Origin of the sequence: Massilia sp. HP4, assembly GCF_005222695.1 — a bacterium.
Classification (GTDB): Bacteria; Pseudomonadota; Gammaproteobacteria; order Burkholderiales; family Burkholderiaceae_D; genus Telluria.
Genome location: NZ_STGG01000041.1, coordinates 82,919 through 105,111 on the forward strand (window position 1 = coordinate 82,919; position 22,193 = coordinate 105,111).

At 68.7% G+C, this 22,193-nt stretch carries 21 protein-coding genes; 8 read left to right on the plus strand and 13 right to left on the minus strand.

What is annotated here, in order from left to right; all coding sequences use genetic code 11:
• Window positions 1-3: 3 nt before the first annotated feature.
• The 5 genes from E8M83_RS14385 to E8M83_RS14400 form a co-directional block, all read right to left on the minus strand.
• On the minus strand, window positions 4-579 hold the full coding sequence (locus tag E8M83_RS14385; protein ID WP_137174033.1) for a prepilin peptidase: 576 nt from the start codon (window positions 577-579) through the stop codon (window positions 4-6).
• 80 nt (window positions 580-659) lie between these two features.
• Window positions 660-842: a Flp family type IVb pilin gene (locus E8M83_RS14390; RefSeq protein ID WP_137174034.1), complete on the minus strand. Its 183-nt coding sequence runs from the start codon at window positions 840-842 to the stop codon at window positions 660-662.
• Between the two features lie 35 nt (window positions 843-877).
• Window positions 878-1,012 carry a hypothetical protein gene (locus E8M83_RS26490; protein ID WP_267874225.1) on the minus strand — a complete coding sequence of 45 codons (135 nt, stop codon included), beginning with the start codon at window positions 1,010-1,012 and terminating at the stop codon, window positions 878-880.
• Window positions 1,013-1,225: 213 nt separating this feature from the next.
• The gene (locus tag E8M83_RS14395; protein ID WP_137174035.1) at window positions 1,226-1,879 is read right to left on the minus strand and encodes a response regulator transcription factor; all 654 of its coding nucleotides are present in this window, start codon (window positions 1,877-1,879) and stop codon (window positions 1,226-1,228) included.
• A gap of 24 nt (window positions 1,880-1,903) precedes the next feature.
• Window positions 1,904-3,631, minus strand: coding sequence for a sensor histidine kinase (locus tag E8M83_RS14400; RefSeq protein ID WP_137174036.1), 1,728 nt, complete (start codon window positions 3,629-3,631; stop codon window positions 1,904-1,906).
• 129 nt (window positions 3,632-3,760) lie between these two features.
• On the opposite strand from E8M83_RS14400, the gene E8M83_RS14405 reads away from it, so the two are divergent.
• The 3 genes from E8M83_RS14405 to E8M83_RS14415 are packed head-to-tail and all read left to right on the plus strand — an operon-like array spanning window position 3,761 to window position 6,250.
• Window positions 3,761-4,225, plus strand: a complete 465-nt coding sequence (locus tag E8M83_RS14405) for a TadE/TadG family type IV pilus assembly protein (protein ID WP_137174037.1) — start codon at window positions 3,761-3,763, stop codon at window positions 4,223-4,225.
• Window positions 4,222-4,860 (plus strand): TadE/TadG family type IV pilus assembly protein, encoded by a 639-nt coding sequence (locus E8M83_RS14410; RefSeq protein WP_137174038.1) that lies wholly within the window; start codon window positions 4,222-4,224, stop codon window positions 4,858-4,860. The genes E8M83_RS14405 and E8M83_RS14410 overlap by 4 nt, the downstream gene beginning before the upstream one ends.
• Window position 4,861: 1 nt before the next feature.
• Window positions 4,862-6,250 (plus strand): pilus assembly protein, encoded by a 1,389-nt coding sequence (locus E8M83_RS14415; RefSeq protein ID WP_137174039.1) that lies wholly within the window; start codon window positions 4,862-4,864, stop codon window positions 6,248-6,250.
• A gap of 37 nt (window positions 6,251-6,287) precedes the next feature.
• On the opposite strand, the gene E8M83_RS14420 is transcribed toward E8M83_RS14415, so the two are convergent.
• From E8M83_RS14420 to E8M83_RS14440, 5 genes are all read right to left on the minus strand, one after another.
• Entirely contained in the window at window positions 6,288-8,609 is a 2,322-nt protein-coding gene (locus tag E8M83_RS14420) for a xanthine dehydrogenase family protein molybdopterin-binding subunit (protein ID WP_137174040.1), read from the minus strand.
• A gap of 10 nt (window positions 8,610-8,619) precedes the next feature.
• On the minus strand, window positions 8,620-9,606 hold the full coding sequence (locus E8M83_RS14425; protein WP_137174041.1) for a xanthine dehydrogenase family protein subunit M: 987 nt from the start codon (window positions 9,604-9,606) through the stop codon (window positions 8,620-8,622).
• Complete coding sequence (locus tag E8M83_RS14430) at window positions 9,603-10,142, minus strand: 2Fe-2S iron-sulfur cluster-binding protein (RefSeq protein ID WP_229491532.1); 540 nt, start codon at window positions 10,140-10,142, stop codon at window positions 9,603-9,605. The genes E8M83_RS14425 and E8M83_RS14430 overlap by 4 nt, the downstream gene beginning before the upstream one ends.
• A 263-nt stretch (window positions 10,143-10,405) precedes the next feature.
• Window positions 10,406-10,624 carry a hypothetical protein gene (locus tag E8M83_RS14435; RefSeq protein ID WP_137174043.1) on the minus strand — a complete coding sequence of 73 codons (219 nt, stop codon included), beginning with the start codon at window positions 10,622-10,624 and terminating at the stop codon, window positions 10,406-10,408.
• 106 nt (window positions 10,625-10,730) lie between these two features.
• The gene (locus tag E8M83_RS14440) at window positions 10,731-11,435 is read right to left on the minus strand and encodes an SDR family oxidoreductase (RefSeq protein ID WP_137174044.1); all 705 of its coding nucleotides are present in this window, start codon (window positions 11,433-11,435) and stop codon (window positions 10,731-10,733) included.
• Window positions 11,436-11,705: 270 nt separating this feature from the next.
• Between E8M83_RS14440 and E8M83_RS14445 the strand changes: the two genes are divergently transcribed.
• Both E8M83_RS14445 and E8M83_RS14450 read left to right on the plus strand, forming a co-directional pair.
• A complete protein-coding gene (locus tag E8M83_RS14445; protein ID WP_137174045.1) occupies window positions 11,706-12,455 on the plus strand; it encodes a hypothetical protein in 750 nt (249 codons plus the stop codon).
• A gap of 47 nt (window positions 12,456-12,502) precedes the next feature.
• Complete coding sequence (locus E8M83_RS14450; protein WP_137174046.1) at window positions 12,503-13,054, plus strand: cysteine hydrolase family protein; 552 nt, start codon at window positions 12,503-12,505, stop codon at window positions 13,052-13,054.
• On the opposite strand, the gene E8M83_RS14455 is transcribed toward E8M83_RS14450, so the two are convergent.
• The 3 genes from E8M83_RS14455 to E8M83_RS14465 form a co-directional block, all read right to left on the minus strand.
• Window positions 13,012-14,415 carry a winged helix-turn-helix domain-containing protein gene (locus E8M83_RS14455; protein WP_170976810.1) on the minus strand — a complete coding sequence of 468 codons (1,404 nt, stop codon included), beginning with the start codon at window positions 14,413-14,415 and terminating at the stop codon, window positions 13,012-13,014. The genes E8M83_RS14450 and E8M83_RS14455 overlap by 43 nt on opposite strands.
• A gap of 84 nt (window positions 14,416-14,499) precedes the next feature.
• The gene (locus E8M83_RS26495) at window positions 14,500-17,268 is read right to left on the minus strand and encodes a winged helix-turn-helix domain-containing protein (protein ID WP_170976811.1); all 2,769 of its coding nucleotides are present in this window, start codon (window positions 17,266-17,268) and stop codon (window positions 14,500-14,502) included.
• 70 nt (window positions 17,269-17,338) lie between these two features.
• A complete protein-coding gene (locus tag E8M83_RS14465; RefSeq protein WP_137174049.1) occupies window positions 17,339-18,739 on the minus strand; it encodes a winged helix-turn-helix domain-containing protein in 1,401 nt (466 codons plus the stop codon).
• Between the two features lie 342 nt (window positions 18,740-19,081).
• On the opposite strand from E8M83_RS14465, the gene E8M83_RS14470 reads away from it, so the two are divergent.
• From E8M83_RS14470 to E8M83_RS14480, 3 genes are all read left to right on the plus strand, one after another.
• Entirely contained in the window at window positions 19,082-19,906 is an 825-nt protein-coding gene (locus E8M83_RS14470; protein ID WP_137174050.1) for an alpha/beta fold hydrolase, read from the plus strand.
• A 36-nt stretch (window positions 19,907-19,942) separates the two neighbouring features.
• Entirely contained in the window at window positions 19,943-21,385 is a 1,443-nt protein-coding gene (locus E8M83_RS14475; protein WP_137174051.1) for a catalase, read from the plus strand.
• A 118-nt stretch (window positions 21,386-21,503) separates the two neighbouring features.
• Window positions 21,504-22,193 (plus strand): trimeric intracellular cation channel family protein, encoded by a 690-nt coding sequence (locus E8M83_RS14480; RefSeq protein WP_137174052.1) that lies wholly within the window; start codon window positions 21,504-21,506, stop codon window positions 22,191-22,193.

Sequence of the window (22,193 nt, forward strand, 5' to 3'; positions counted from 1 at the left end):
GGCTCACAGCGGCAAGTCCCCGTGCACGCGGATCCACAGCACGCAACCGGCGGTGGCGACCGCGATCGCCACTGCATACGGCAGGCGGCCGCTGGCCGCTTCGGGCGGCGTCACCGGCGCGGCGATGCTGCCGGCCAGCGCCGAAAAGGCACTGTGCATGGCCATGTGCCAGGCGTTGCCGACCAGGCGCCGCAGGCTGCCCTGCCAGGCGGCGAAGGCCAGCGCCAGCAGGCCGCCGGCCACCAGCGTGACCAGGCCGACGGTCAGGATCTGGCCGGCGCCGATAAAGGCACCCACCATCGCCAGCAGCTTGACGTCGCCCGCCCCCATCAGGCGCAGCGCATACATCGGCAGCAGCAGCGCCAGGCCCAGGCCCCAGCCGCCCAGCGACTGCAGCAGGCCCAGGCCGCCCACCTGCCCGCCGAACAGCCCATCGCCTGCCGGCAGCAGCACGTGCAGTGCGAACGCCGCCAGCATGCCGGGAAACACGACGGCATTCGGGATGCGGCGCGCACGCACGTCGTGCCAGACGGCGGCGCCGAGCAGTGCGAACAACAGCAGGAGTGGCAGGCTTGTCAAGATGGGCTCCGGGTAAAAAAAATCCGGCACGAAACCTCCGTGCCGGATGGGGACCGCCGCTGGCGGCCGCGACACCAGGATCAGGTGTTGGTCGGCGTCTTCGACGAGATGCGGTTTGCCAGGGTGGTGAACAGGGTGCTGATGTTGCCGCCCAGCAGGCTGACTGCTGCGATGATGACGCCGGCGATCAGGGAGGCGATCAGTGCATACTCGATTGCGGTGACGCCGTCTTCTTCTTTGATCAGGTTAGCGATGAAGTTCATGGTATTTCCTTTCAGGGTTTTCAATAGGTTGGGCTTTATGCGCTCGTCCACACGGCCAGGGCCGCGATGAAACAGACGACTGCGAGCAGGACGCCGAGGACCAGGTACGACATCGCCGGGCTGCCGCTTCTTTCGTATTGCTGCTCCGGGTTGTCTTCCTTGTCGTACACGTTCGCTCCTGTCCTCTTGCCGCCGTACCGTGTGAAACGATACGCAGCGCATGAGTTGAATCTTACGGATCGGCGAATTCGTTGCCATCCGTCAAAACTACCTTTTTGCGGGGGACTTGTTGCCGTGGCGGCCTAGGACATATGTCCTAGGCGCTGTGTAGGAAGGGTCTGTCAGGGGCGCGGCGCCCTGGAAGGCGCCGGCGTGGGGCACGGTCAGGACAGGCCGTGCTTGGTGGCGTAGACGTACAACTCGAGGCGGTTTGCGACCTCGAGCTTCTGGTAGATGGTGGTCAAGTGGTTGCGCAGGGTGCGTTCCGAGATGAAGGCGCGCTCGGCCAGGTCCTTGTTCAGCGCGCCCTTGCCCTGCACGATCATGCCGATCACTTCGCGCTCGCGCGCGGTGAGCGAGGCGATGCGCTGGGCTTCCGGGTCGGCCTTCGGGGCTGGCGCCACCAGTTGGCCAAGCAGGGCCTGCATCAGCGACTGGTCGAGCCACAGTTCTCCTCCGTGCACCTTGCGCACGGCCGCCAGCACGTCGTCGGTCGGCGCTTCCTTGCTCACCACGCCGCGGGCGCCGGCCTTGACGGCCGCCGCCAGGGTCGCCTGGTCGCGGTTGGCACTGAGGATGACCACCTTCGTACGGCCGTTCTCGACCAGCGCAGGCAGGAACTCGATCGAGCTGCTGCCCTTCAGGTCCAGGTCGAGCAGCACGATATCGGGCTGGAATTCGGCGCACAAGGCCTTGGCCTCGATGCCGTCGCTGGCGCTGCCGACCAGCTGGAAGGCGTCGCCTTCGGCCTGGATCAGCCGCTCGAGGCCCCACAACATCGTCTTATGGTCGTCGACCAGCAGGATACGTATGGTCATGTCTCTCCTTGGTTGTTCGCGTGATCAAACAGGAATGCGGATGCGCAACAGCGTCTGGCGGCCGTCGGCCTCCACTTCGAGCTTGCCGCCCAGCCCCTGGACCCGCTCCGCGATCGAACGTGGCACGAAGGGCAAGGGCGCTTGTCCCGCCACCGCCGCCGGGTTGAAGATATCGATGGCGAGGATACCGCCCTCCTCTTCCACCACCACGCCGGCAGTGCGGGCGCGGGTATGCTTGCAGATATTGCTGATGCCCTCGGTGACGATCTGGAACACCTCGGCCGCCATGCGGTCGTTGATCGCGCTGTCGGCATGCATTTCCAGCATTACGTCCAGGCCATAGAAGGTCTCCACCTGGCGCAGCTGGCGGCGCAGGGCGATCAGCAACTCGGGCTCTTCCTGGCGCCCGCTGCGAAAGCGCTGGGCGAAGTCACGCATGTCGCCGATCACGCCCGAACACATGTCCACCAGGCGGTCCAGCTCGGGCGCGACCGGGCTGTCGTCGCCGGCCTGGTTGCGGATCGCCGCCACCGCATGGCGCAGCCCGATATACGGCTGGATGGTGCTGTCGTGCAGGTCGCGGGCGATCGTCTGGCGCTCGCGGAAGGCCGCCTCGGAAGCCAGGCGATCGAGCAGGTCGATGGTCTCGATGACGGGGAAGGCCTGCTGCACGATGTGTTTCAGGAAGCTGGCGTCGCCGCGCTTGAAGCGCATGCCGGTGACAAAAATGCGGCCCGCGCCCTTGCGCAGCGGCAGTGACACGCTGATGAAACCCTCGCTGTCGAGCAGGTCGGCCACGTGGCCGCAGGCATCGGTATCGGTCTTGTGCCAGTCGCGCACGCCACTACCCAGGCGCAAGGCGGTGGCGGTGGCGGGCCCGATGCTGAACAGGCCGAAATGGCGCACCGGCGCCAGGTACAGGATGGCGCCGTCTTCCAGGGCCAGCAGCGGCGCGATGTCGTCCGCGTCGGGCCGGCTGCGGCCGATCGCCCGGCCGCTTTTGGGGTGGTGGGCGGTGCTCATGGTCCAGCGCTCGTGACTGTCCTGCATCAGCAGCACGCAGCTCGTGCCGCCATAGAAGCGCAGGATCTTGTCCATCAGCGAATCGAGCGTGTGCTGCACGCCGAAGCGCGGGTTGGACAGGCGGCTGACGTCGCGCAGCAAGGCCAGGCGCCGGCGCTGGTCGACAGCCAACCCGCCCCAGAACGCGACCATATAGCCCAGCGCCAGCACGAAGGTGGCGCGCAGCAGCAGGATCTGCAGGGTCGCCAGCCCCTGGGCCGCCAGCACCGAGACCGCCACCACGCCGACCGATCCGAGCGTGAGCTTGGCGCCGGCGTCGAAGCCGTGCCGGAACGAGGTGGCCAGGATGGCGAAGAAGAAGAACGAGAAGAAGGGGCTGGCGGTGCCGCCGCTGGCCCAGATGACCAGGCCATACCAGGCGATGTCGATCCAGTACACCCGCGGGCCATGCCAGAAGCCGGCGCGGTAGCCGGCAATCACCAGCAAGGTCAGGCTGTGCAGCACATAGGCGGCGAAGATCAGCCAGGTCCAGTGGCGCGACAGGGTGACGCCGCCGGCCCCGATGTACAGGGTCAGCAGCGCCGACACCGCCAGCAGCACGCGCATGCCGAACACCATCCACACCTCGGCATCGGCCGAGGCCGCACGCTGCCCGGTGGCTGGCTGGCCCGCGCGCGCGCGGGCGAATGAACGAAACGAAGATGGAACGATGCTAGCTAACCAATTCATGTTGTGCGGCGCCGACAAAGGCGTTAAATCATCGATAAAAGCGACACGGGAAATGATTTTTGCCCTGTAGAATCCCCCGAAGCTTACCGCATGCCATGTGCCACTTTCCGTAAAATTGCCTGAATAACGATGTATTCCGTCCCACGCCGTCAGTCCGGCGCCACATTCGTCGAGATGGCGATCATTGCACCGGTCTTTCTACTGGTGCTGGTCGCGATCATCGAACTCAGCATGATGTTCTTCGCCAGCCTGACGATGCAGTATGCCGTGCGCGAGGGCGCTCGCTTCGCCATCACCGGCCGCAGTTCGGAATCGGCCACCGGCACCCAGCAACGCTACGCCACCGTCATTGCCAAGATCAAGGACAACTCGCTCGGCATGTACGACCGCACATCGCCCCAGATCTCGGTCAATGGCACCAAATACTCGACCAGCACCTACAACAACGGCATGTTCGGGGCGCCCGGCGACATCGTGGTGATCCAGCTCGACTGCAGCTGGCCGGTAACCACGCCCCTGCTGTCGAGCTTTTTCACCAACGGCGTCTACCGGTTCGCGGTCGCAGCCACCATGCGCAACGAGATCTTCCCATGACGCAATATGACGCTTCCTGCGCCGTCATGACTGTACCGAAATCCCGCAAACGCGAGCGCGGCATTGCTGCGGTCGAGCTGGCCTTGCTGCTGCCGATGCTGGTGATCCTCGCGCTGTGCACCATCGACGGCGCCCGCGCGCTGCAGGCGAACATCATCATGACCAATGTTGCGCGCGAGGGCGCCAACCTGGCGTCCCGCGGCGGGACCGACCTCGAGGACGGCAGCCAGGACATCATCTATGCCGTCATGGCCAGCGCCCCGCCGCTGAACGTCAACCAGCAGGGCATGATGTACATCACGCGCGTGATGGGCGTGGGCACGACGCGCAGCGTGGTGCTGGACCAGTACCGCTGGGACGATGCCGCGCGCAACCTCGGCGCCCGCAAGAGCAGCTACCAGCCGGCCAGCCGCATCTATGCCTGCGGCTCGTGGAACAGCGCCGGCAAGTGTACCGGCATCAGCAGCAGCTCGCGGCCGACAGTATCGGTACTCACAGGCAAACTCGACAATGGCGAGATCGTCTACGTCGTCGAAACCTTCTACAAGTTCGACATGCTGGTCAATGCCTTCACCTTCCGCAAGGATGCCCTGCCCACCTTCGGGCCCGACCTGTATTCGATGAGCGTGTTCTGATATGCGTCCGATTCTTCACCGGCAGCGCGGCGCTGTCGCCAGCATGGTGGCCATTTCCATGCTCGTACTGCTCGGCGTGGTCGGCCTGGCGATCGACGCCGGCCTGGCCTACCTGGTCAAGGCCCGCCTGAATGCGGCAGTCGACTCGGCCGCGCTGGCCGGCGCTCGCGCCGTGACAACCGGCAATAACGAGATGGAGCAGCGCGCCAGCGCGGTCGGCGCTGCTGCCGATTTCTTCACGGCGAATATCCCCAACAACTACCTGCTGTCTGCGCCAAGAATCATCAGCACCACGGTCACCTTCAAGGGCGGCCAGGCGATCATCGATGTGCTGGCCGATGCGAAGATGCCGGTGTCGGTCATGCAAGTCATGGGCTTCGAGTCGCTGAGCCCGGTCGCGGCGGCGCAGACCATCCGCAACGACCTCGATATGGCGCTGGTGATCGACACTTCCGGTTCGCTGAGCGACTCGGCATCGACCGTGCGCGCATCGGCCAGGAGCTTCCTGAGCAAGTTCAACGTCACGCAAGACCGGGTGGCCCTGGTCCACTTCGCTTCGGGCGCGGAGACCGATGTGCCGATCAGGATCACGGCGCGCGGATTCGACCGGACCACGATGGAGAGCAAGATCAATGCCCTTGCATTCGAAGACGGAACGGCTTCGGTCGAAGGGATGTGGAATGCGCGCGAGCAGCTGAGCCTTGTGCCCCTTGCCAACCGCTCCAGCATGCGCGTGATCGTCTTCTTCTCGGATGGCGCCCCTTCGGCCTTCGGTTCCTACCTGGCCTTCAATAGCGCCACGGATTGCAAGGACACGCTGGGACGAGACATCGCGGGCACGATGGATATGGCCGGGGCGACCTGGGGCTTGGGCAAGATGGACAAAAGCGAGTTCACGCTCATCAAGGAGAACTGCAAGATCTACCGCAACAATGCCTATGCCGCGCGCAACCTGCCGACTTGGTACAACGCCCATAACGATCCGAAGAACCCCAACGACCCCGCCAGGCGCGAGTTCCCGATCGTGGGCAAGTGGCCGCGCGAAGTTACGGCCGACATCAGTAGCGGCGCCGGCTCCGGCAGCGCACAGTACCGCCGCAACGTTGAGAATGCTTCGCGCAACCTCGCCGAGGCGATCGCCTCCAGTGCCCGCGACCAGAACATCTATGTGTTCACGCTGGGCATGGGCGCGAAACTGAAGGCGGGCGGCGATTACGACACCGACACCGGCGAGATGATCCTCAAGTGCATGGCGAATACGGTCGATGCCCCCAAGCGCTGCCAGAAGCCGAACCAGCCGGTCGGCATGTACTGCTACGCCGCGACCGACGCCGACCTGACGCCCTGTTTCTCGCGACTGGCCTCGGCCATCCTGCGCATCTCGCAATAAGTGATGGATCCCTGGCCGCGGCCGGGGATCCTCCCAGTCACATCAGCTTGTCGAGCGTGATCGGCAACTCCCGCACCCGCTTGCCGCAGGCGTTATAGATCGCATTCGCGATCGCCGCCATCGTGCCCGTGATGCCAATCTCGCCGATGCCGCGCATGCCGGCTGGCGCATGCGGATCGGGAATATCGAGCCACATCACGTCGATCTGCGGCACGTCGAGGTGGGCCGGCACGTGGTACTCGGACAGGCTGGGATTCGCGATGCGGCCATTGCGGCCGTCGAAATGCGTTTCTTCCATCAGCGCCGCCCCCAGGCCCATGACCATCCCGCCACGCAGCTGGCTGGCCGCGGTCTTGGGATTGAGGATGCGGCCGCAATCGAAGGAGCCGAGCAGGCGCGTCACGCGCGGCTCGCCGGTCACCACGTTCACGCGTGCCTCGCAGAAGATGGCGCCGTACGAGTGCATCGACCAGTGCAGGCTTTCCTGCGCGGCCGGCGCCTCGGCCGTCACCTCGACATGGTCGCGTCCGGCGCGCGCCAGGATGGCGGCATAGCTTTCCCAGCGCCCGGAGTCCTCGAGCTTGTACAGGCCGCCGTCGCGCGAACCTACTTGCTCCGCCCGCAAGCCGGCCAGCGGGGAGTCGCGCCCCGCCAGCTTGAGCAGCTCGGCGCACATTGCCTCGTGCGCCGCCTTGACCGCGGCCGCGATCGCCGCCGTCTGCTGCGAGCCGCCCGCCATCACCATCCCCGGCATCTTTGAATCTCCATACGCAAAGCTGACCTTCTCGAGGGGCAACCCGAAGCGCGCCGCGCACAGTTGGGTCTGGGCGGTCGCCGTCCCCATGCCCATTTCATGGCCTGCGACCGTGACCGCGATATGGCCGTCGCGGCCCATGACGATGCGTGCCGCGCCGCCATCCATGCGGTAGTAGGGAAACACGGCGCTGGCGCAGCCCAGGCCGACCAGCCACTCGCCCTCCAGCCGCCTGCCCGGCGCCACATGGCGATCCTGCCAGCCGAAGGCCTGGGCGCCGGCGCGATAGGCCTCGATCAAATGGCGCGACGAGAACGGCGTGCCCTTGGTCGGATCCTGCACCGGCTCGTTGCGCCGGCGCAGCACGATGGGATCGATGCCCAACTGCTCGGCCAGTTCGTCCACCGCACTTTCGAGCGCGAACGACCCCACCGATTCGCCCGGGGCGCGCATGGCGACATTGGCCAGCATGTCCATGTTCACCTTCTGGACTTCGAGCTTGATGGCGCCGGCCGCATACGAGGCCTGCGCATTGTGGATGAAGGGCTCGGGGAAGGCGTTGTGCGCCGTCATGACGGTCACCCCGCTGTGGATGAGCGAGGTGAAGCGGCCGTCGCGGTCGGCGCCGATGGCGACCCGCTGCTCGGTCGGCGCGCGTCCGCCAGCGACCCGGTAGACGCCCTCGCGCGACAGCATCATGCGCACCGGCCGCCCCGCCACCCTGGCGGCAGCCGCGGCCAGGATGTGGTGCTGCCACACCAGCTTGCCGCCAAAGCCGCCGCCGACAAAGGGCGAGGTCACGTGCACCTGCTCCTGGTCGATGCCGAACACCTTGGCCAGCGTGAAGGCGGTGTTGGCCAGCGCCTGGGTGGCGTCGTGGATGCGCAGCAGGTCGCCGGCCCAGGCGACGGTGAGTGCGTGCAGCTCGATCGCATTGTGGTTGTGGCGCGGCGTGCGATACACCGCATCGACCCGGTGCGCAGCCCCCGCCAATGCGGCTTCGGCGTCGCCCACGGTGTCCTGCAGCGGTTGGCCCATGAAGGAACCGACTTCGATGCCTGCGGCGCGCGCCGCTTCCATGGTCGTCACGGCATCGATGGCTTCGTAGCGCACGCGTACCAGGCCCGCCGCATAATCGGCCTGCTCTTGCGTATCGGCCAGCACCAAGGCCACCGGCTGGCCGTTCCAGTGCACCTGGTCGTCCTGGAACACGGGCAGTGCATCGCCGCTGCCGCCCAGCGGCTCGCGCATCAGCACCGGCGGCGGCGCCATCTTCGGCGCATTCTGGTGGCTCAGCACCAGCACGACGCCGGGCGCGGCCTGCGCCGCCTCACTGTCGATCGAGACGATGCGGCCCCTGGCCACGGTGCTGTATACCAGCGCCGCGTACACCATGCCGTCCAGCGGGAATTCGGCCGCATACCTGGCCTCGCCCCTGACCTTCGCGGGACCGTCCAGGCGCGCGATGGGCGCGCCGATCAGCGCGTCGTCGCTGGACGCCAGCGGGTCGGGCTTGCCGCCCGTGACATAGCGGTCGGGCGCATGCACGATGGCCTTCTGCATGATCGCCTGGCCGGCCTTCTGGATGTTCTGCACGATCTTCATCGCCATCTCCTCAGGAATGCACGGTGGCCAGCCGGTCGAGCACGGCCACCATCGTGCGCTGCGCCAGCGGGATCTTGAACGCGTTGTCGCGCAGGGGGCGGGCGTCGGCCATCTCGGCCCTGGCCGCCGCCTCGAAGTAGCTCGCGCTGGCCGGCTGGCCGCGCAGCATCTGTTCCAGCGTCCTGGCGCGCCATGGCTTGTGGGCCACGCCGCCCAGCGCCAGCCGCACGTCCTTGACCACGCCATCCTCGACCTCGAGCGCGGCCGCCACCGACACCAGCGCGAAGGCATAGCTGGCCCGGTCACGCACCTTGCGGTAGGTGGAATTGGCGCCGAAGGCCAGCGGCGGGATTTCGATCGCGGTAATCAGCTCGCCCGGCTGCAAGACGGTCTCGCGCTCGGGATGGTCTTGCGGCAGCAGGTGGAAGCCGGTGAACGCCACCTGGCGCGCGCCGCCCGCTCCCTGCAGGTGGACCACGGCATCCAGCGCGGCCAGCGCCACGCACATATCCGATGGATGGGTGGCGATGCAGGCGCTCGAGGCGCCAAGCACCGCATGCATGCGGTGCACGCCCTCGATGGCGTCGCAGCCTTCGCCGGGATTGCGCTTGTTGCAGTGGGCGCCCTCGTGGTCGTAGAAGTAGCTGCAGCGGGTGCGCTGCAGGATATTACCGGCCACGGTCGCCATATTGCGGATCTGGCCCGAGGCGCCGGACGCGATGGCGCGCGACAGCATGGGAAAGCGGGTGCGCACGGCCAGGTGTTCGGCCAGGGCCGTGTTCTTAACGGCGGCGCCGACCAGCAGGCTGCCATCGGGACGCTCTTCGATCTGCTGCGGCAAGCCGCTGACGTCGACCAGCCGGCTTGGCCGCTCGACCGTCTCGCGCATCAGGTCGACCAGGTTGGTGCCGCCGCCCAGGTAGCGGCTGCCGGCAACGGCGCCCTGGCGCACGGCATCGGCGGCATCTTGCGCGCGCGCGAACGTGAAGGGATTCATGGCGTCTCCTTGAGCGGCGCGCCGGCATGCAGCTGCACATGGTGTTCGGTCAGCGCCGCCACGATGCCGTTGTAGGCGCCGCAACGGCACAGGTTGCCGCTCATGCGCTCGCGCACCTCGTCTTCGCTGAACTCGACGGTGCCGGCGGCCAGGTCTTCGGTGACATAGCTCGGCACGCCGCGCCGCAGCTCGGCCTCCATGCCCACGGCCGAGCACAGCTGGCCCGGCGTGCAATAGCCGCACTGGAAGCCGTCATGCTCGATAAAGGATTGCTGCAAGGGATGCAGGGCGCCTTCGTGGGCCAGGCCCTCGACCGAGGTGATCGCGCGGCCCCCGTACTGCACGGCCAGCGCCAGGCAGGACAGGATGTGCTGCTCGCCGTCGAGCAGCACGGTGCAGGCGCCACAGGCGCCCTGGTCGCAGCCCTTCTTGGTGCCGGACAAGTGCAAGTGCTCGCGCAGGAAATCGAGCAGGGACACGCGCGGATCGCCTGGCAGCGGGACCGCGTTTCCATTGATGGTGATGGTCGTCGACACGGCAACACTCCTTCGCGGGTGGCGGCCATCGCCCGCCGACGGGCCGGCGCGACAACCGCATGGTTTCCGATGATGAGCAACCAAGTGTAGAGTCGGCCGCCGATGAGGGGCGCACGCTTGGGTCCAGGACATGCCTGTCAGGACATGCCTGTCAGGAAATGCCTGTGAGGACGTGCCGGTCAGGACGTGACGGTCAGGACGTGCCGGTCAGGACGTGCCGGTCAGGACGTGACGGTCAGGACATGCCGGTCAGGACATGCCGGTCAGGATGGCGTGTCGCGCGCCGGCGCATGGCGCAACCCGGCGCCAGGCACCGCGGTGCTGATGTCGACCGCCATCGGATCGCTTGCCGGGAAGGATTCGGCCAGCGCTTCGTCGAGCGCTTCTTCGTTGTGCGCGTCCTGGTAGGCTGCTTCGGGTACGCGCCGGCCTTCGCTCGGAAACTGGCGTGGCTGCGCCACCCGCAGGTAGGAAATACTCATCTGTGCTCTCCCATGCGAGACGGCCGCCAACGGATTCGGCCGCCTGGTTTCACTGTAGTTCACGGGCCGCCCAGGCGCCAGCCCGGATTGCATACCGCATGCGGCCTCAGCCCGCCGCATCGAGGTAGACGCCGCGCTCGAGCGAGAGCCCGCGCTTGACCTCGCGCGTAAGGCCATCGGCCAGCACTTCTTCTTGCCCGGCCTCGAGGGCGGCAACGGTCTGGATCACGACGTCGAGCGGCGACGCCTTGGGTGCATCGACGCCGGCGGTCATGTCGGTATCCATGAAGGCCACGTGCACCCCGACCACCTGCGTGCCCTGCGGCTTGAGGGCGATGCGCACGCCATTGGTCATCGACCAGGTGGCCGCCTTGGACATGCTGTAGGTGGCGCCGCCCGGGATGCTAATCCAGCTCAGCACCGACAAGACATTGACGATCGCGCCGCCGCCATTGGCGCCGAGGATGGGGGCGAAGGCGCGGCACATGGCCAGCGTGCCGAACAGGTTGGTGTCGAGTTCTTGCCGGGCACGCTCGAACGCCTCGTCGTCGAACAGGTGGCCGCCGCGCACGATGCCGGCATTATTCACCAGCAGCGTGAGGTCGCCGCATTCGGCCGCCGCACGCCGCACCTGCTCCGGCCGGGTGATGTCGAGTTCGAGGGGGATCACGTCGGGCAGGTCGATGCTGCGCGGATCGCGGGCGGCGGCATAGACCTTGCGTGCGCCGGCTTCGAGCAACAGCCTGGCCCAGGCGCGGCCCAAGCCGCGATTGGCCCCCGTGACGAGTACGACCGCATCCCTGACCTTCATGGCGCTTCTCCCGTAGTGGTTTGCCGGGGCATGGCCGCCCCGGACGACGGTTCGATACTAAAGGTGAGACCATTGGCCGCCCCAGTAAATCCTTGTGAAATCGCGTCCGCTCGACCTGGCGCAAGCATCCGGCCTCTCCTATTGGTGGTGGCGGCGCAGCGCCGGCACACCTCATCACACGTCTTTACAACCGGCGTGGCGCGGCGCGACTAAGCTCGATGACAGTTCCTCCAGCACATCATCGCCAACACTTTCCAACTGGGAGCCTCCATGACCGCACTGCGCACCATCCTCGCCACCGCCCTTGCCCTCGCCGCCTGCAGCGCTGGGGCCCACCAGGGCAAGCCCCATGCCGGCGGCATCCAGGGCGCCGCCGCCAAGGGCGTGAAGGCCGACTACGACATCATCCACACCAGGATCACCACCGAGGGCAATATCGCCACCTTCCACGTGGCGGTGTCGGGCAAGGCCGGCAAGACCTACCCCACCAAGACCGGCAAGCTGGGCGGCAGCACCGTGTTTTCCTATGTCTGGCCGACCACCATCGATCCCTATGTGGTCGGCTTCGAGAACAAGGCCGGCATCCTGGCCTTCGCCGTCACCTCGCATCCGGACTTCGACGATACCCCGCCATACGACGAGAACGGCGACGGCGACGTGGGTAACGACGGCAACCTGTGGCACTCGCACTGGGTGGTGCTGACCAGGGACGACGCCTGCGGCAAGGATGCGCTGAAGGTGGTCGACATCCCCAAGGGAGCCAAGCCGCGCCTGCCCAAGACCTGGCCCGGGTTTCCGATCCTGCTCGACAGCCCCGGCTGGAGCCCGGTCTTCAAGGCCGAATCGCTCGAGGTCAAGGTGCCGTTCGACGATATCGGCGTGGTCGAGGCGGCAAGCTTCGACGGCGTCACGGCGGCGCTGCGGGTCAACGCCAGCGTCCATAGTCCGCTGCTGTGCGTGGCGGACGTGTTCAAGGTCGCGTCCGGGAAACTGACGCTGCCGGGCAAGGTCAACCAGTAGAAGGCGCCATCGAAGCCATTCCACCATCACAATCACGAGGAACCATCATGAGCAAGCAAGCACTGATCGTCATCGACGTCCAGAACGATTATTTCCCCGACGGCCGCTGGGAGCTGGCGAACATGGACGCCGCCAGCGCCAACGTCGGCCGCCTGCTGCGCCACTATCGCAGCCGCGACACGCCGGTCGTCCACATCCGCCACGAGTTCCCCGACGCCGCCAGCGCGCCCTTCTTCGCGCCCGGCTCCAGCGGCGCCGCGATCCACCCGTCGGCGGCGCCGGTCGAGGGCGAGCCGGTGCTGCTCAAGCACCACATCAATTCCTTCCGCGATACCGCCCTGCTCGAGATCCTGCGCGGCCACGGCGTCGACGAAGTCGTCATCTGCGGCGCCATGAGCCATATGTGCGTCGACGCCTGCAGCCGCGCCGCCAACGACTTCGGTTTCAGGGTCACGGTGGTGCACGATGCCTGCGCCTCGCGCGACCTGGAGTTCGGCGGGGTCACGGTGCCGGCGGCGCACGCCCACGCCGCCTTCATGGCCGCCCTGGGCTTCGCCTACGCCAGCATGCGCTCGACCGACGAGGTCACCACGGCGTGAGACTCCCCGCACCTGGCCCCGACCGGCGCTGCGGCGTCGTCCGGCGCCAGCCGCCGCCCGGCATAGCGGCGGGTCGCGTTCGACAGACGGTAGCGCACGCCGTCCGGGCCATCCTCGAGTTCGACCTCGACCAGCGAGCGTGCGCCGAGCGCCAGGATGCCTTCGACCACGGCGCCGGCGTCGAGCCGCAGGCAGACGCAGGCCTGGACCGCCTGGTCGAGGGTGAAGGGCCGGCGGAATACCGCCAGGCGGCCCAGCACGGTGCGCTCGTTCGGGCCGAGCAGGCGGCAGCTCCAGTCGAGCAAGGCATCGGGCGAGCGGTGGCGCCCCAGCTCCGGCGCGCCGCCGTCGAGCTCGAACAGCGCGTCGACGCAATCGGCCAGCGCCGCGATGCCGACCGTCCTGGCGCGCACAGCGGCCAGCCCGATCAGCAGGGGATTGCCGTCCAGCTGGCGGCACAGCTGCGCCGCGCGCGCCTGGCTGGCCGGGTCGAGGCGCGCGGCTTCCGCTGCGCCGTAGCGCAAGGCAAACAGGTCCAATGCCGGCCGCGGCAGCCCTAATGGCGCCAGCCGGTGTATCCACTCGGCGCGCAGGCACAGCGCCTCGCGGCTGGTCGCCAGCAGGTGCAGTTGCGGCGCGGCGTCGAGCAGGGCCTCGGCCAGCAGGGCCGCGGCTTCGGCCAGGTGACCGCAATTGTCCAGCACCACCAGTTGGCGCCGCCGCGACATCCGCGCGCACAGCGCCGTCCAGGATGTTCCCGCCGCGAGGCCGACCGCGGCGGCCAGCGCGCCCGCCAGCGACGCGCCATCGGACAGCGGCGCCAGGTCCAGGTAGGCCACGCCGTCGGGAAAATGGGCGCCAGCGCGGCCTGCCACGGCCAGCGCCAGCGCGCTCTTGCCAAGCCCGCCGGCGCCGACGATCGAGACCAGGCGCCGCTCGCGCACCAGCCGCTCCAGGCAGGCCAGCGCTTCGTCGCGGCCCAACAGGTGTTCGGGGCCGGCGGGCAGGCCCGGCGCGGCAGGCAAAGCGCATGACACCATGCGCCGCACCGGGGCTACGAACACATAGCCGCGCCCCAGCACATTGACGATGTAGCGGCTGCCGTCCTCGCCGTCCCCCAGCGCCCGACGCAGGGTGGCGACGTGGGCGCGCAGCCGGCTGGCTTCCATGCTTGCCCCCGCCCATACCCGCGTCGCGATCTCTTCCTTGCTGACCACCTCGCCGGCGCGCCCGGCGAGCAGCGCCAGCAAGCCGAGCGGCCGCACGCCGAGCGCCACCGGGCGTGCGCCCAGGCGCAGAGCGCGCGGCGCCAGCGACAGCGTAAAGGGACCGAACAGGAGTTCGCCTTCATCCGCGTTCATGGGATATCTCCTTGTCAAGAGTATGACCCCCATCATATGACTTGGATCAAGAAAGCGATGTAAAAAGGTGTGAAATTGTCGCCATCATTCCTGCAGCAGGCGCAGGGCGGCGCGGCGGTCGGCGCCGTCGTGGCCATCGCCAAGGGCCAGCACCAGCGGTTCCAGCAGCGCAACTCCGCGCCGACTGGCGTTGCCATCGCCCCATTCGCGCCACAGGCGGGCCAGGCTGGTCGCACAGCGCAATTCCCAGCCCAGCGCACCCTGCCTGCGCGCCACGGCGAGCGCGCGCAGGAACAGCGCCTCGGCCGCGGCCTCGCCGCCCTGCCCCAGCAACAGCCGCTCGCCGCTGGCGCGCCACACCTCGGCGGCGCACCAGCCCACCTGGCCCTGGGCGCAGCGCTGGCCGCCCGCCTCCACCACCAGGCCTCCCAGGAAGGTCGCCAGGTGGTCGCCCTGGACCGCGTCCGTGCGCCACGCCGGGCTGCCCGGGGCATCGCCGCGCCCGGCGCGCGCCGCCAGCACCTGGCGATAGAGCCGCGCCCACTCGTTCCAGTAGGCCAGCGCATGGCGCTCGACAAGGTCTTCCAGCTGTCCGGCCAGCTCGTGCGCCCAGCTGTCGTCGCCGCGCCACAAGGCCACCGGCAAGGCGCCCAGCGCCAGCGCCCAGGCCAGGCTCGCCGGCGCCCCATCCGCGGCCGCCAGCATCAGGCCATTGCGTGCGAGCGCGGCCGCGGCGCGGCCCTCTCCCTGCAGCCAGCGGGTGCGCGCCACCAGCATGGCATGTTCCACCTCGCCCGCCACCGTCGCCGCCAGTCGCAGGGGCGGACGTACGGCGGGCGCCTTCCCGGCCAGCCACAGCGCCTCGTCATGCTCGCCCAGCATGTGCAGGCTGGCGGCCGGCAGGCGGCGCGCCACGGCCAGCGCGCGCGCCAGGCCGGCCTGCGCCGCCACCCGCGCCATGCGCAGCCCGTGTTCGTGCGCGCTGCGATACAGGCCGGCGGCCTGGCAGCGCGCCGCGAACACGTACAGGGCCTCGGCCAGCGCTTCCGCCCGCCCGCCGGCCTCGGCGTGCGCCACGGCGCGTTCGTACGGCCCCCAGTCGACCACCTCGCCGGCGATGGCGGCATGCAGGCGCGCAGTGAGCAGCGGGTCGGCCGCCGCCCCGGCGCCGATTGCCTCCAGCGCCATGCGCACGTGGCGGCCCAGTTCGCGCTCGCCGAGCAGGGTCGAGCCCAGCACCGCCGGGGCGGCGACCAGGCGCACGCCCAGCGCGCGCTCGCCCCCGGGGCCGAAGGCCCAGTCGAGGGCGGCGCGCAGATTGCCTACCACATGGCTGGAAGATGCCAGCCAGGCGTCGTGGTCCAGTATGTTCCAGGCCTGCTCGCACTCCTCGAGCAAGGCCAGCGTGTGCTGCGCATGGCGCCGCGCCAGCGCGTGGCGCTCCGGATCCTCGGCCAGGCGCTCGATGGCATAGGCGCGGGTGATCCCGAGCAGCACGAAACGGGCGTCGGGCCCCTGGGTATCGGCCCAGAGCAGCGACTTGGACACCAGCCCCAGCACGCAAGCGACCACGCAGCGTGCGGCGCCGGGACCCGCCACCGCCAGCGCCGCCTCGAGCGTGAACGGGCCGACAAACACGGCGCAGCAGCGCAGCACCCGCCGTTCGTCGGGCGACAGCAGGTCATGGCTCCAGTCGAGCAGCGCGCGCAGGGTGCGGTGGCGCGGCAGCACGGTGCGGCGGCCGCTGCCGAGCAGGCGCAGGCGGTCGTTCAACTGCTCCACCACCCCCTGCACACCCAGCAGGGCGACCTGGGCGGCGGCGAACTCGATCGCCAGCGGTACCCCGTCGAGCCGGCGGCACAGCTTGATCGCGGCCGGCAGGTCGGCCCTGCCCAGACGGAAGGAATCCATGCTGGCCTGGGCCCGGCTGGCCAGCAGCTGCAGCGCCGGATAGGCCATGGCTTGCTCCAGCGACAGCGCCGGATCGTCGGGCGGACAGGCGAGCGGACCCAGTCGCAGCACCCATTCGCCGTCGGCGTCCAGCGGCTCGCGGCTGGTGGCGACGATGTCGATCCCGGGCGCCAGCCGCAGCAGGCATTCGGCGAGGTGGGTGGCCGCGTCGATCAGGTGCTCGCAGTTGTCCAGCACGACCAGCATGCGGCGCGGCGCCAGCCAGCGCTCGAGCAGGGCCCGCACGCCCTCTCCGCCTGGTTCCAGGCCCAGGCAGGCGGCCAGCGCATCGGGCACCTGGATCCCGCTCGTGAGCAGCGCCAGGTCGACGAAGCAGGCGCCGTCGGCATACGCGCCGCGCAGCTCGGATGCCAGGCACAGCGCCAGCGTGGTCTTGCCGATGCCGCCATGGCCGACGATGGTGACCAGGTGGCAGCGCGGCAGCAGCGCGCGCAGCTGGTCCAGCACCTCGTCGCGTCCGAGCACGCTTGTCATGCGCAGCGGCAGCGGACGCGCGCCGGCGGCCGGCGCCGGGCCAGGCCCGGTAACGCAAGCAGGGCCGAGCGCGACCACCGGGGCCACGAAGCTGTAGCCGCGCCCGGGAATGTTGGCGATGTAGCGCGAGGCGCCGGGACCGTCGCCCAGCGCCTTGCGCAGCGCCCCGATATGCACCCGCAGGCAGCTGTCCTCGACCACGCTGTCGGGCCAGATCGTCCGTTCGAGCTCGGCCCGGCTGACCACTTCGCCGGCACGCTCGACCAGCACCAGCAGCAGCTCGAGCGCGCGCCCGCCCAGCCGCACCGGCGCCGCTCCCAGGAACAACTGGCGCGACTGGCGCAGCAGGCGAAAGGCGCCGAAGACATAGATGGGCTGCTCGCCCTGCGGTTCCTGCCTTGCCCCCACATCGGTCTCCCCAGCTTGCGCACCGCCCCCCCGATCGCCCACGCGGCGGACGGCGGCGCGCCGATCGTTTTCAGTAATCGGCTTGCGCCACGCGCCGCGCCACCAGCGCCTCCTCGCCACTGGCCGCCAGGCGCGCACGCGCGTAACGCCGGGTGGTGTGCAGGAGCCGGTAGCGCGTCGTTCCTGGTTCGCGCTCGGCCGTCAACAGCGACGCCGACGCCAGCCCCGCCAGCGCGGGGGCCACGGCAGCCGGCCCCAGCGTGCCGAAGGCGCATACCCGCTCCGCCGCCGCCCTGGAGAACGTGCCCTCGAACAGCGCCAGGCGGCGCAGCAGCGTGCGGCCCGGCTCGTCCAGCAGCCGGTGGCCGGCGTCGAGCATCGCTTCCAGCGAGGCGTGGCGCGGGCCGGCCAGGCGCCGGCTGCGGGTCAATAGGAGCAGGATATCGTCCAGGCGCGCCGCCAGCCCCTCGACGCCGAGCGCCTCGACCCGGGCCGCGGCCAGCTCGAGCGCCAGCGGCAATCCGTCCAGCGCGCGGCACAGCTTGACCACGCTGGGCAGGCTGGACGGCGTTAGGGCGAAGCGGCTGCTATTGGCTTCGGCGCGCTCGACGAATAGTGCGATGGCGGACAGCGCCAGCGCCTGCCGGCAATCGAGCGCGGCATCCGCAGCGGGCAGGTCGAGCGGCGGCAGGCGGTATTCCCATTCGCCATGGAGGCCCAGCGGCGCACGGCTGGTGGCCAGCACCGTGAGCCGGCTGGCGGCGGCGCCGCGTTGGGCCAGGGCCGCTGCCAGCGGCAAGGCCTGTTCGCAGTTGTCGAGCACCAGCAGCGCCTGCCGCTCGCGCAAGGAATCGATGGCGGCGAGCGCCGGGCCCTGTCCCGCGGAGAAGTCGACCACGCGGCAGCCGTCCGGATAGCGCCGCGCATGCCCGGCCGCATAGGCCAGCGCCAGCGCCGACTTGCCGCCGCCCCCGGCGCCGGTCACGGTCGCGATCCGGGCCTGCGCCAGGCCTCGGGCAAGCCATTCCAGCGCTGCTTCGCGACCGATCAGGCGTCCCAGGCGCGGCCCCTGGGCCTGGGTCCTGGAGACGGCCAGGCTGGCGCTGACCGGCTTGACGAAGCGGTAGCCGCGCCCCGGCACGGTCAGCACATACTGGTCGGCCGGGCCTTCGCCGAGCGCCTTGCGCAGCGCCGACATATGTACCCGCAGGCCGTTCTCCTCGACCACCGCATGCGGCCACACGGCGGCCACCAGCTCGTGATGACCGACCACCTCGCCGGCGCGCGCGACCAGCGCGACCAGCAGGTCGAAGGCGCGACCGCCCAGCACGACCGGGGTCTCGCCGCGTACCAGCAGCTTGCGCGCCGGGTACAGCGCGAAATCGCCGAAGGCATAGTCGGCGCCGGCCGGCGTCGCCCTGGGGTGCGGATGTACGGTGGTCGACTGCGCGTTGACGGTGTCGATATGCATACGGTTGGTATCGCGCGGCGGGCGGGACGGGCGCCGCCCGCCGCGGTCAATGGATCGCCCGTCAATACCACGCTACATTAAGCCTTTGACGGGCTGATGACAAGAAGTAAATACACAAGGTGGGTATGGCCCACGGCTCTTCCTTCCGTCAGGTGTTGCCAAGTTGCGAATTCGAGTCTACTCACGGTTGACGGCGCGGCGGGTGAAATGGCGTGAAGCGGTGCGCGGCGCGCCTCGCGCACCGCTTTTCACGATCATTCACTACCGGCCCGCGCCCGGCGCTGCCTACACTGGTCGCCGCTCGCATCCCGTCCACCACCATTCGCATCGAGGAGAAACCGCATGGCCATCTACACCACCAGGGAAGGCGTCGAACTCTATTACAAGGACTGGGGCAGCGGCCAGCCCATCGTGTTCTGCCACGGCTGGCCCCTGAGTTCGGACAGCTGGGAGTCGCAGATGATCTTCTTCGCCGACCAGGGCTACCGCTGCATCGCCCACGACCGCCGCGGCCACGGCCGTTCCAGCCAGCCCTGGGACGGCAACGACATGGACCACTACGCCGACGACCTGGCCGAGCTGCTGGCCCACCTGGACGTCAAGGATGCCGTGCTGTTCGGCTTTTCCACCGGCGGCGGCGAAGTGGCGCGCTATATCGGCCGCCACGGCACGGGAAGGATCGCCAAGGCCGGCCTGATCTCGGCGGTGCCGCCGCTGATGGTCAAGACCGAGGCGAATCCCGGCGGCCTGCCGATCGCGGTATTCGACGGCTTGCGCGCCAGCCAGCTGGCCGACCGTTCCCAGTTCTACCTGGACGTCCCGGGCGGCCCGTTCTACGGCTTCAACCGCCCGGGCGCCAAGGTGTCGCAGGGCCTGATCCAGTCATGGTGGATGCAGGGCATGCTGGGCGGCCACAAGAACACCTACGACTCGATCAAGGCGTTCTCGGAGACCGACTTTACCGAGGACCTGAAGAAATTCACGATCCCGACCCTGATCATCCACGGCGACGACGACCAGATCGTGCCGATCGACGCCGCCGGGCGCGCCTCGAAGCGCCTGGTGCCGCATGCGCAGCTGGTCGTGTATCCGGGCGCGCCACACGGCCTGACCGACACCCACAAGGACCAGATCAATGCCGACCTGCTGGCCTTCGTGCGCGCTTGAGGCGAACCGCAGTTTTCCCAACCAGAGGACGATGCAATGAAAGAGCTGACCACCGCCGCGGGCGCCCCCGTGGTCGACAACCAGAACACCATGACGGCGGGCCCGCGCGGCCCGGCCCTGCTGCAGGACGTGTGGTTCCTGGAAAAGCTGGCCCACTTCGACCGCGAAGTGATCCCCGAGCGCCGCATGCATGCCAAGGGCGGCGGCGCCTACGGCACCTTCACCGTGACCCAGGACATCACGCGCTATACCAAGGCACGCCTGTTCTCCGACATCGGCAAGAAGACCGAGCTGTTCATGCGCTTCTCGACCGTGGCGGGCGAGCGCGGCGCCGCCGACGCCGAGCGCGACATCCGCGGCTTCGCGATGAAGTTCTATACCGAGCAAGGCAACTGGGACCTGGTCGGCAACAACACGCCGGTGTTCTTCATGCGCGACCCGCTCAAGTTCCCGGACCTGAATCACGCGGTCAAGCGCGATCCGCGCACCGGCTTGCGCAGCGCCGACAACAACTGGGACTTCTGGTCCAGCCTGCCCGAAGCGCTGCACCAGGTGACGATCATCATGAGCGAGCGCGGCATCCCGAAAGGCTTTCGCCACATGCACGGCTTCGGCAGCCATACCTTCAGCTTCATCAATGCCGCCAACGAGCGCTTCTGGGTCAAGTTCACCTTCAAGACCCAGCAGGGGATCCAGAACCTGAGTGACGCCGAGGCGGCCACGGTGATCGGGCGCGACCGCGAAAGCAGCTTGCGCGACCTGTACGACAGCATCGAGGCTGGCGATTTTCCGCGCTGGACCATGTACGTGCAAATCATGCCCGAAAAAGAGGCCGCGACCTACCGCTATAACCCGTTCGACCTGACCAAGGTCTGGCTGCATGCCGACTATCCTTTGACCGAGGTCGGCGTGCTGGAACTGAACCGCAACCCCGAGAACAACTTCGCCGAGGTCGAGCAGGCCGGCTTCAACCCGGCCCATATCGTGCCCGGCATCGGTTTCTCGCCCGACAAGATGCTGCAGGGCCGGCTGTTCTCGTACGGCGACGCGCTGCGCTACCGGCTCGGTGTGAACCACCACCAGATCCCGGTCAATTCCCCGCGCTGCCCGGTGCACAGCTACCACCGCGACGGGGCGATGCGGGTCGACGGCAACCGTGGCGGCACGCCATCGTATGAACCGAACCGCCACGGCGAGTGGCAGGACCAGCCGGACTTCAGGGAACCGCCGCTGTCGCTCGAAGGAGCGGCCGACCACTGGAACCACCGGGTCGACACCGATTATTACTCGCAGCCGGCGCTGCTGTTCCAGAAGATGTCGCCGGCCCAGCGCGAAGTCCTGTTCCAGAATACGGCACGCGCCATCGCCGGCGCCTCAAACGAGGTCAAGGCGCGCCATATCGCCAACTGCACGCTGTGCGATCCGGCCTATGGCGATGGCGTGGCGCGCGCGATCGTGCAGGCCAGCGAAACCCGCTGACGGCGATCTGGCGGGAGCCGCAGCGAAGGCATGCGCGGCGCGGGCGGGCGCCGTGCTATAGAATGCGCTGCTGTTCCAACCTGCGGTGCGCTGCGCACCCTTCTACCAGAGGTAAGCCGTGTTTCCCGTTCCCGCCCTCGACATGGGCACCGCCATCAAGACCCTGGTGCTGACGCTCGACCTGGTCGGCACCTTCGTGTTCGCCCTGAGCGGCGCCACCGCCGGCATCCGCCGCCAGCTCGACCTGTTCGGGGTGCTGGTGCTGTCGTTCGTTGCCGCCACCTCGGGCGGCATCGTGCGCGACCTCCTGATCGGCGCCACGCCGCCGGCCGCCTTCAGCGACTGGCGCTACCTGGGCGTGTCGCTGCTGGCCGGCGTGACGATCTTCTTCTGGTCGCCGGCCGTCACCCGCCTGCGCCACCCGGTGCTGGTGTTCGACGGCGCGGGCCTGGCCCTGTTCTGCGTCGCCGGTGCCCAGAAGGCGCTGGTGTTCGGCCTGGAACCCGTGATGGCGGCACTGCTGGGCATGTTGACCGGCATCGGCGGCGGCGTCGCGCGCGACGTGCTGCTGTCGAACGTACCGGCCGTGTTTCGTTCGGATATCTACGCCGTCGCGGCGCTGGCCGGGGCCACGGTGGTAGTGGCCGGCGACGCCCTGGGCCTGCCCAGCACCCCGACCGCCCTGGCCGGCGCGGCCCTGTGCTTCGGCCTGCGCCTGGCGGCCATCCGATTTGGCTGGCACTTGCCGACGGCGCGCGCGCCGGAACAGGCCGAGGGCGAACAGGACGCCGGGCGCGACGGACGCTGA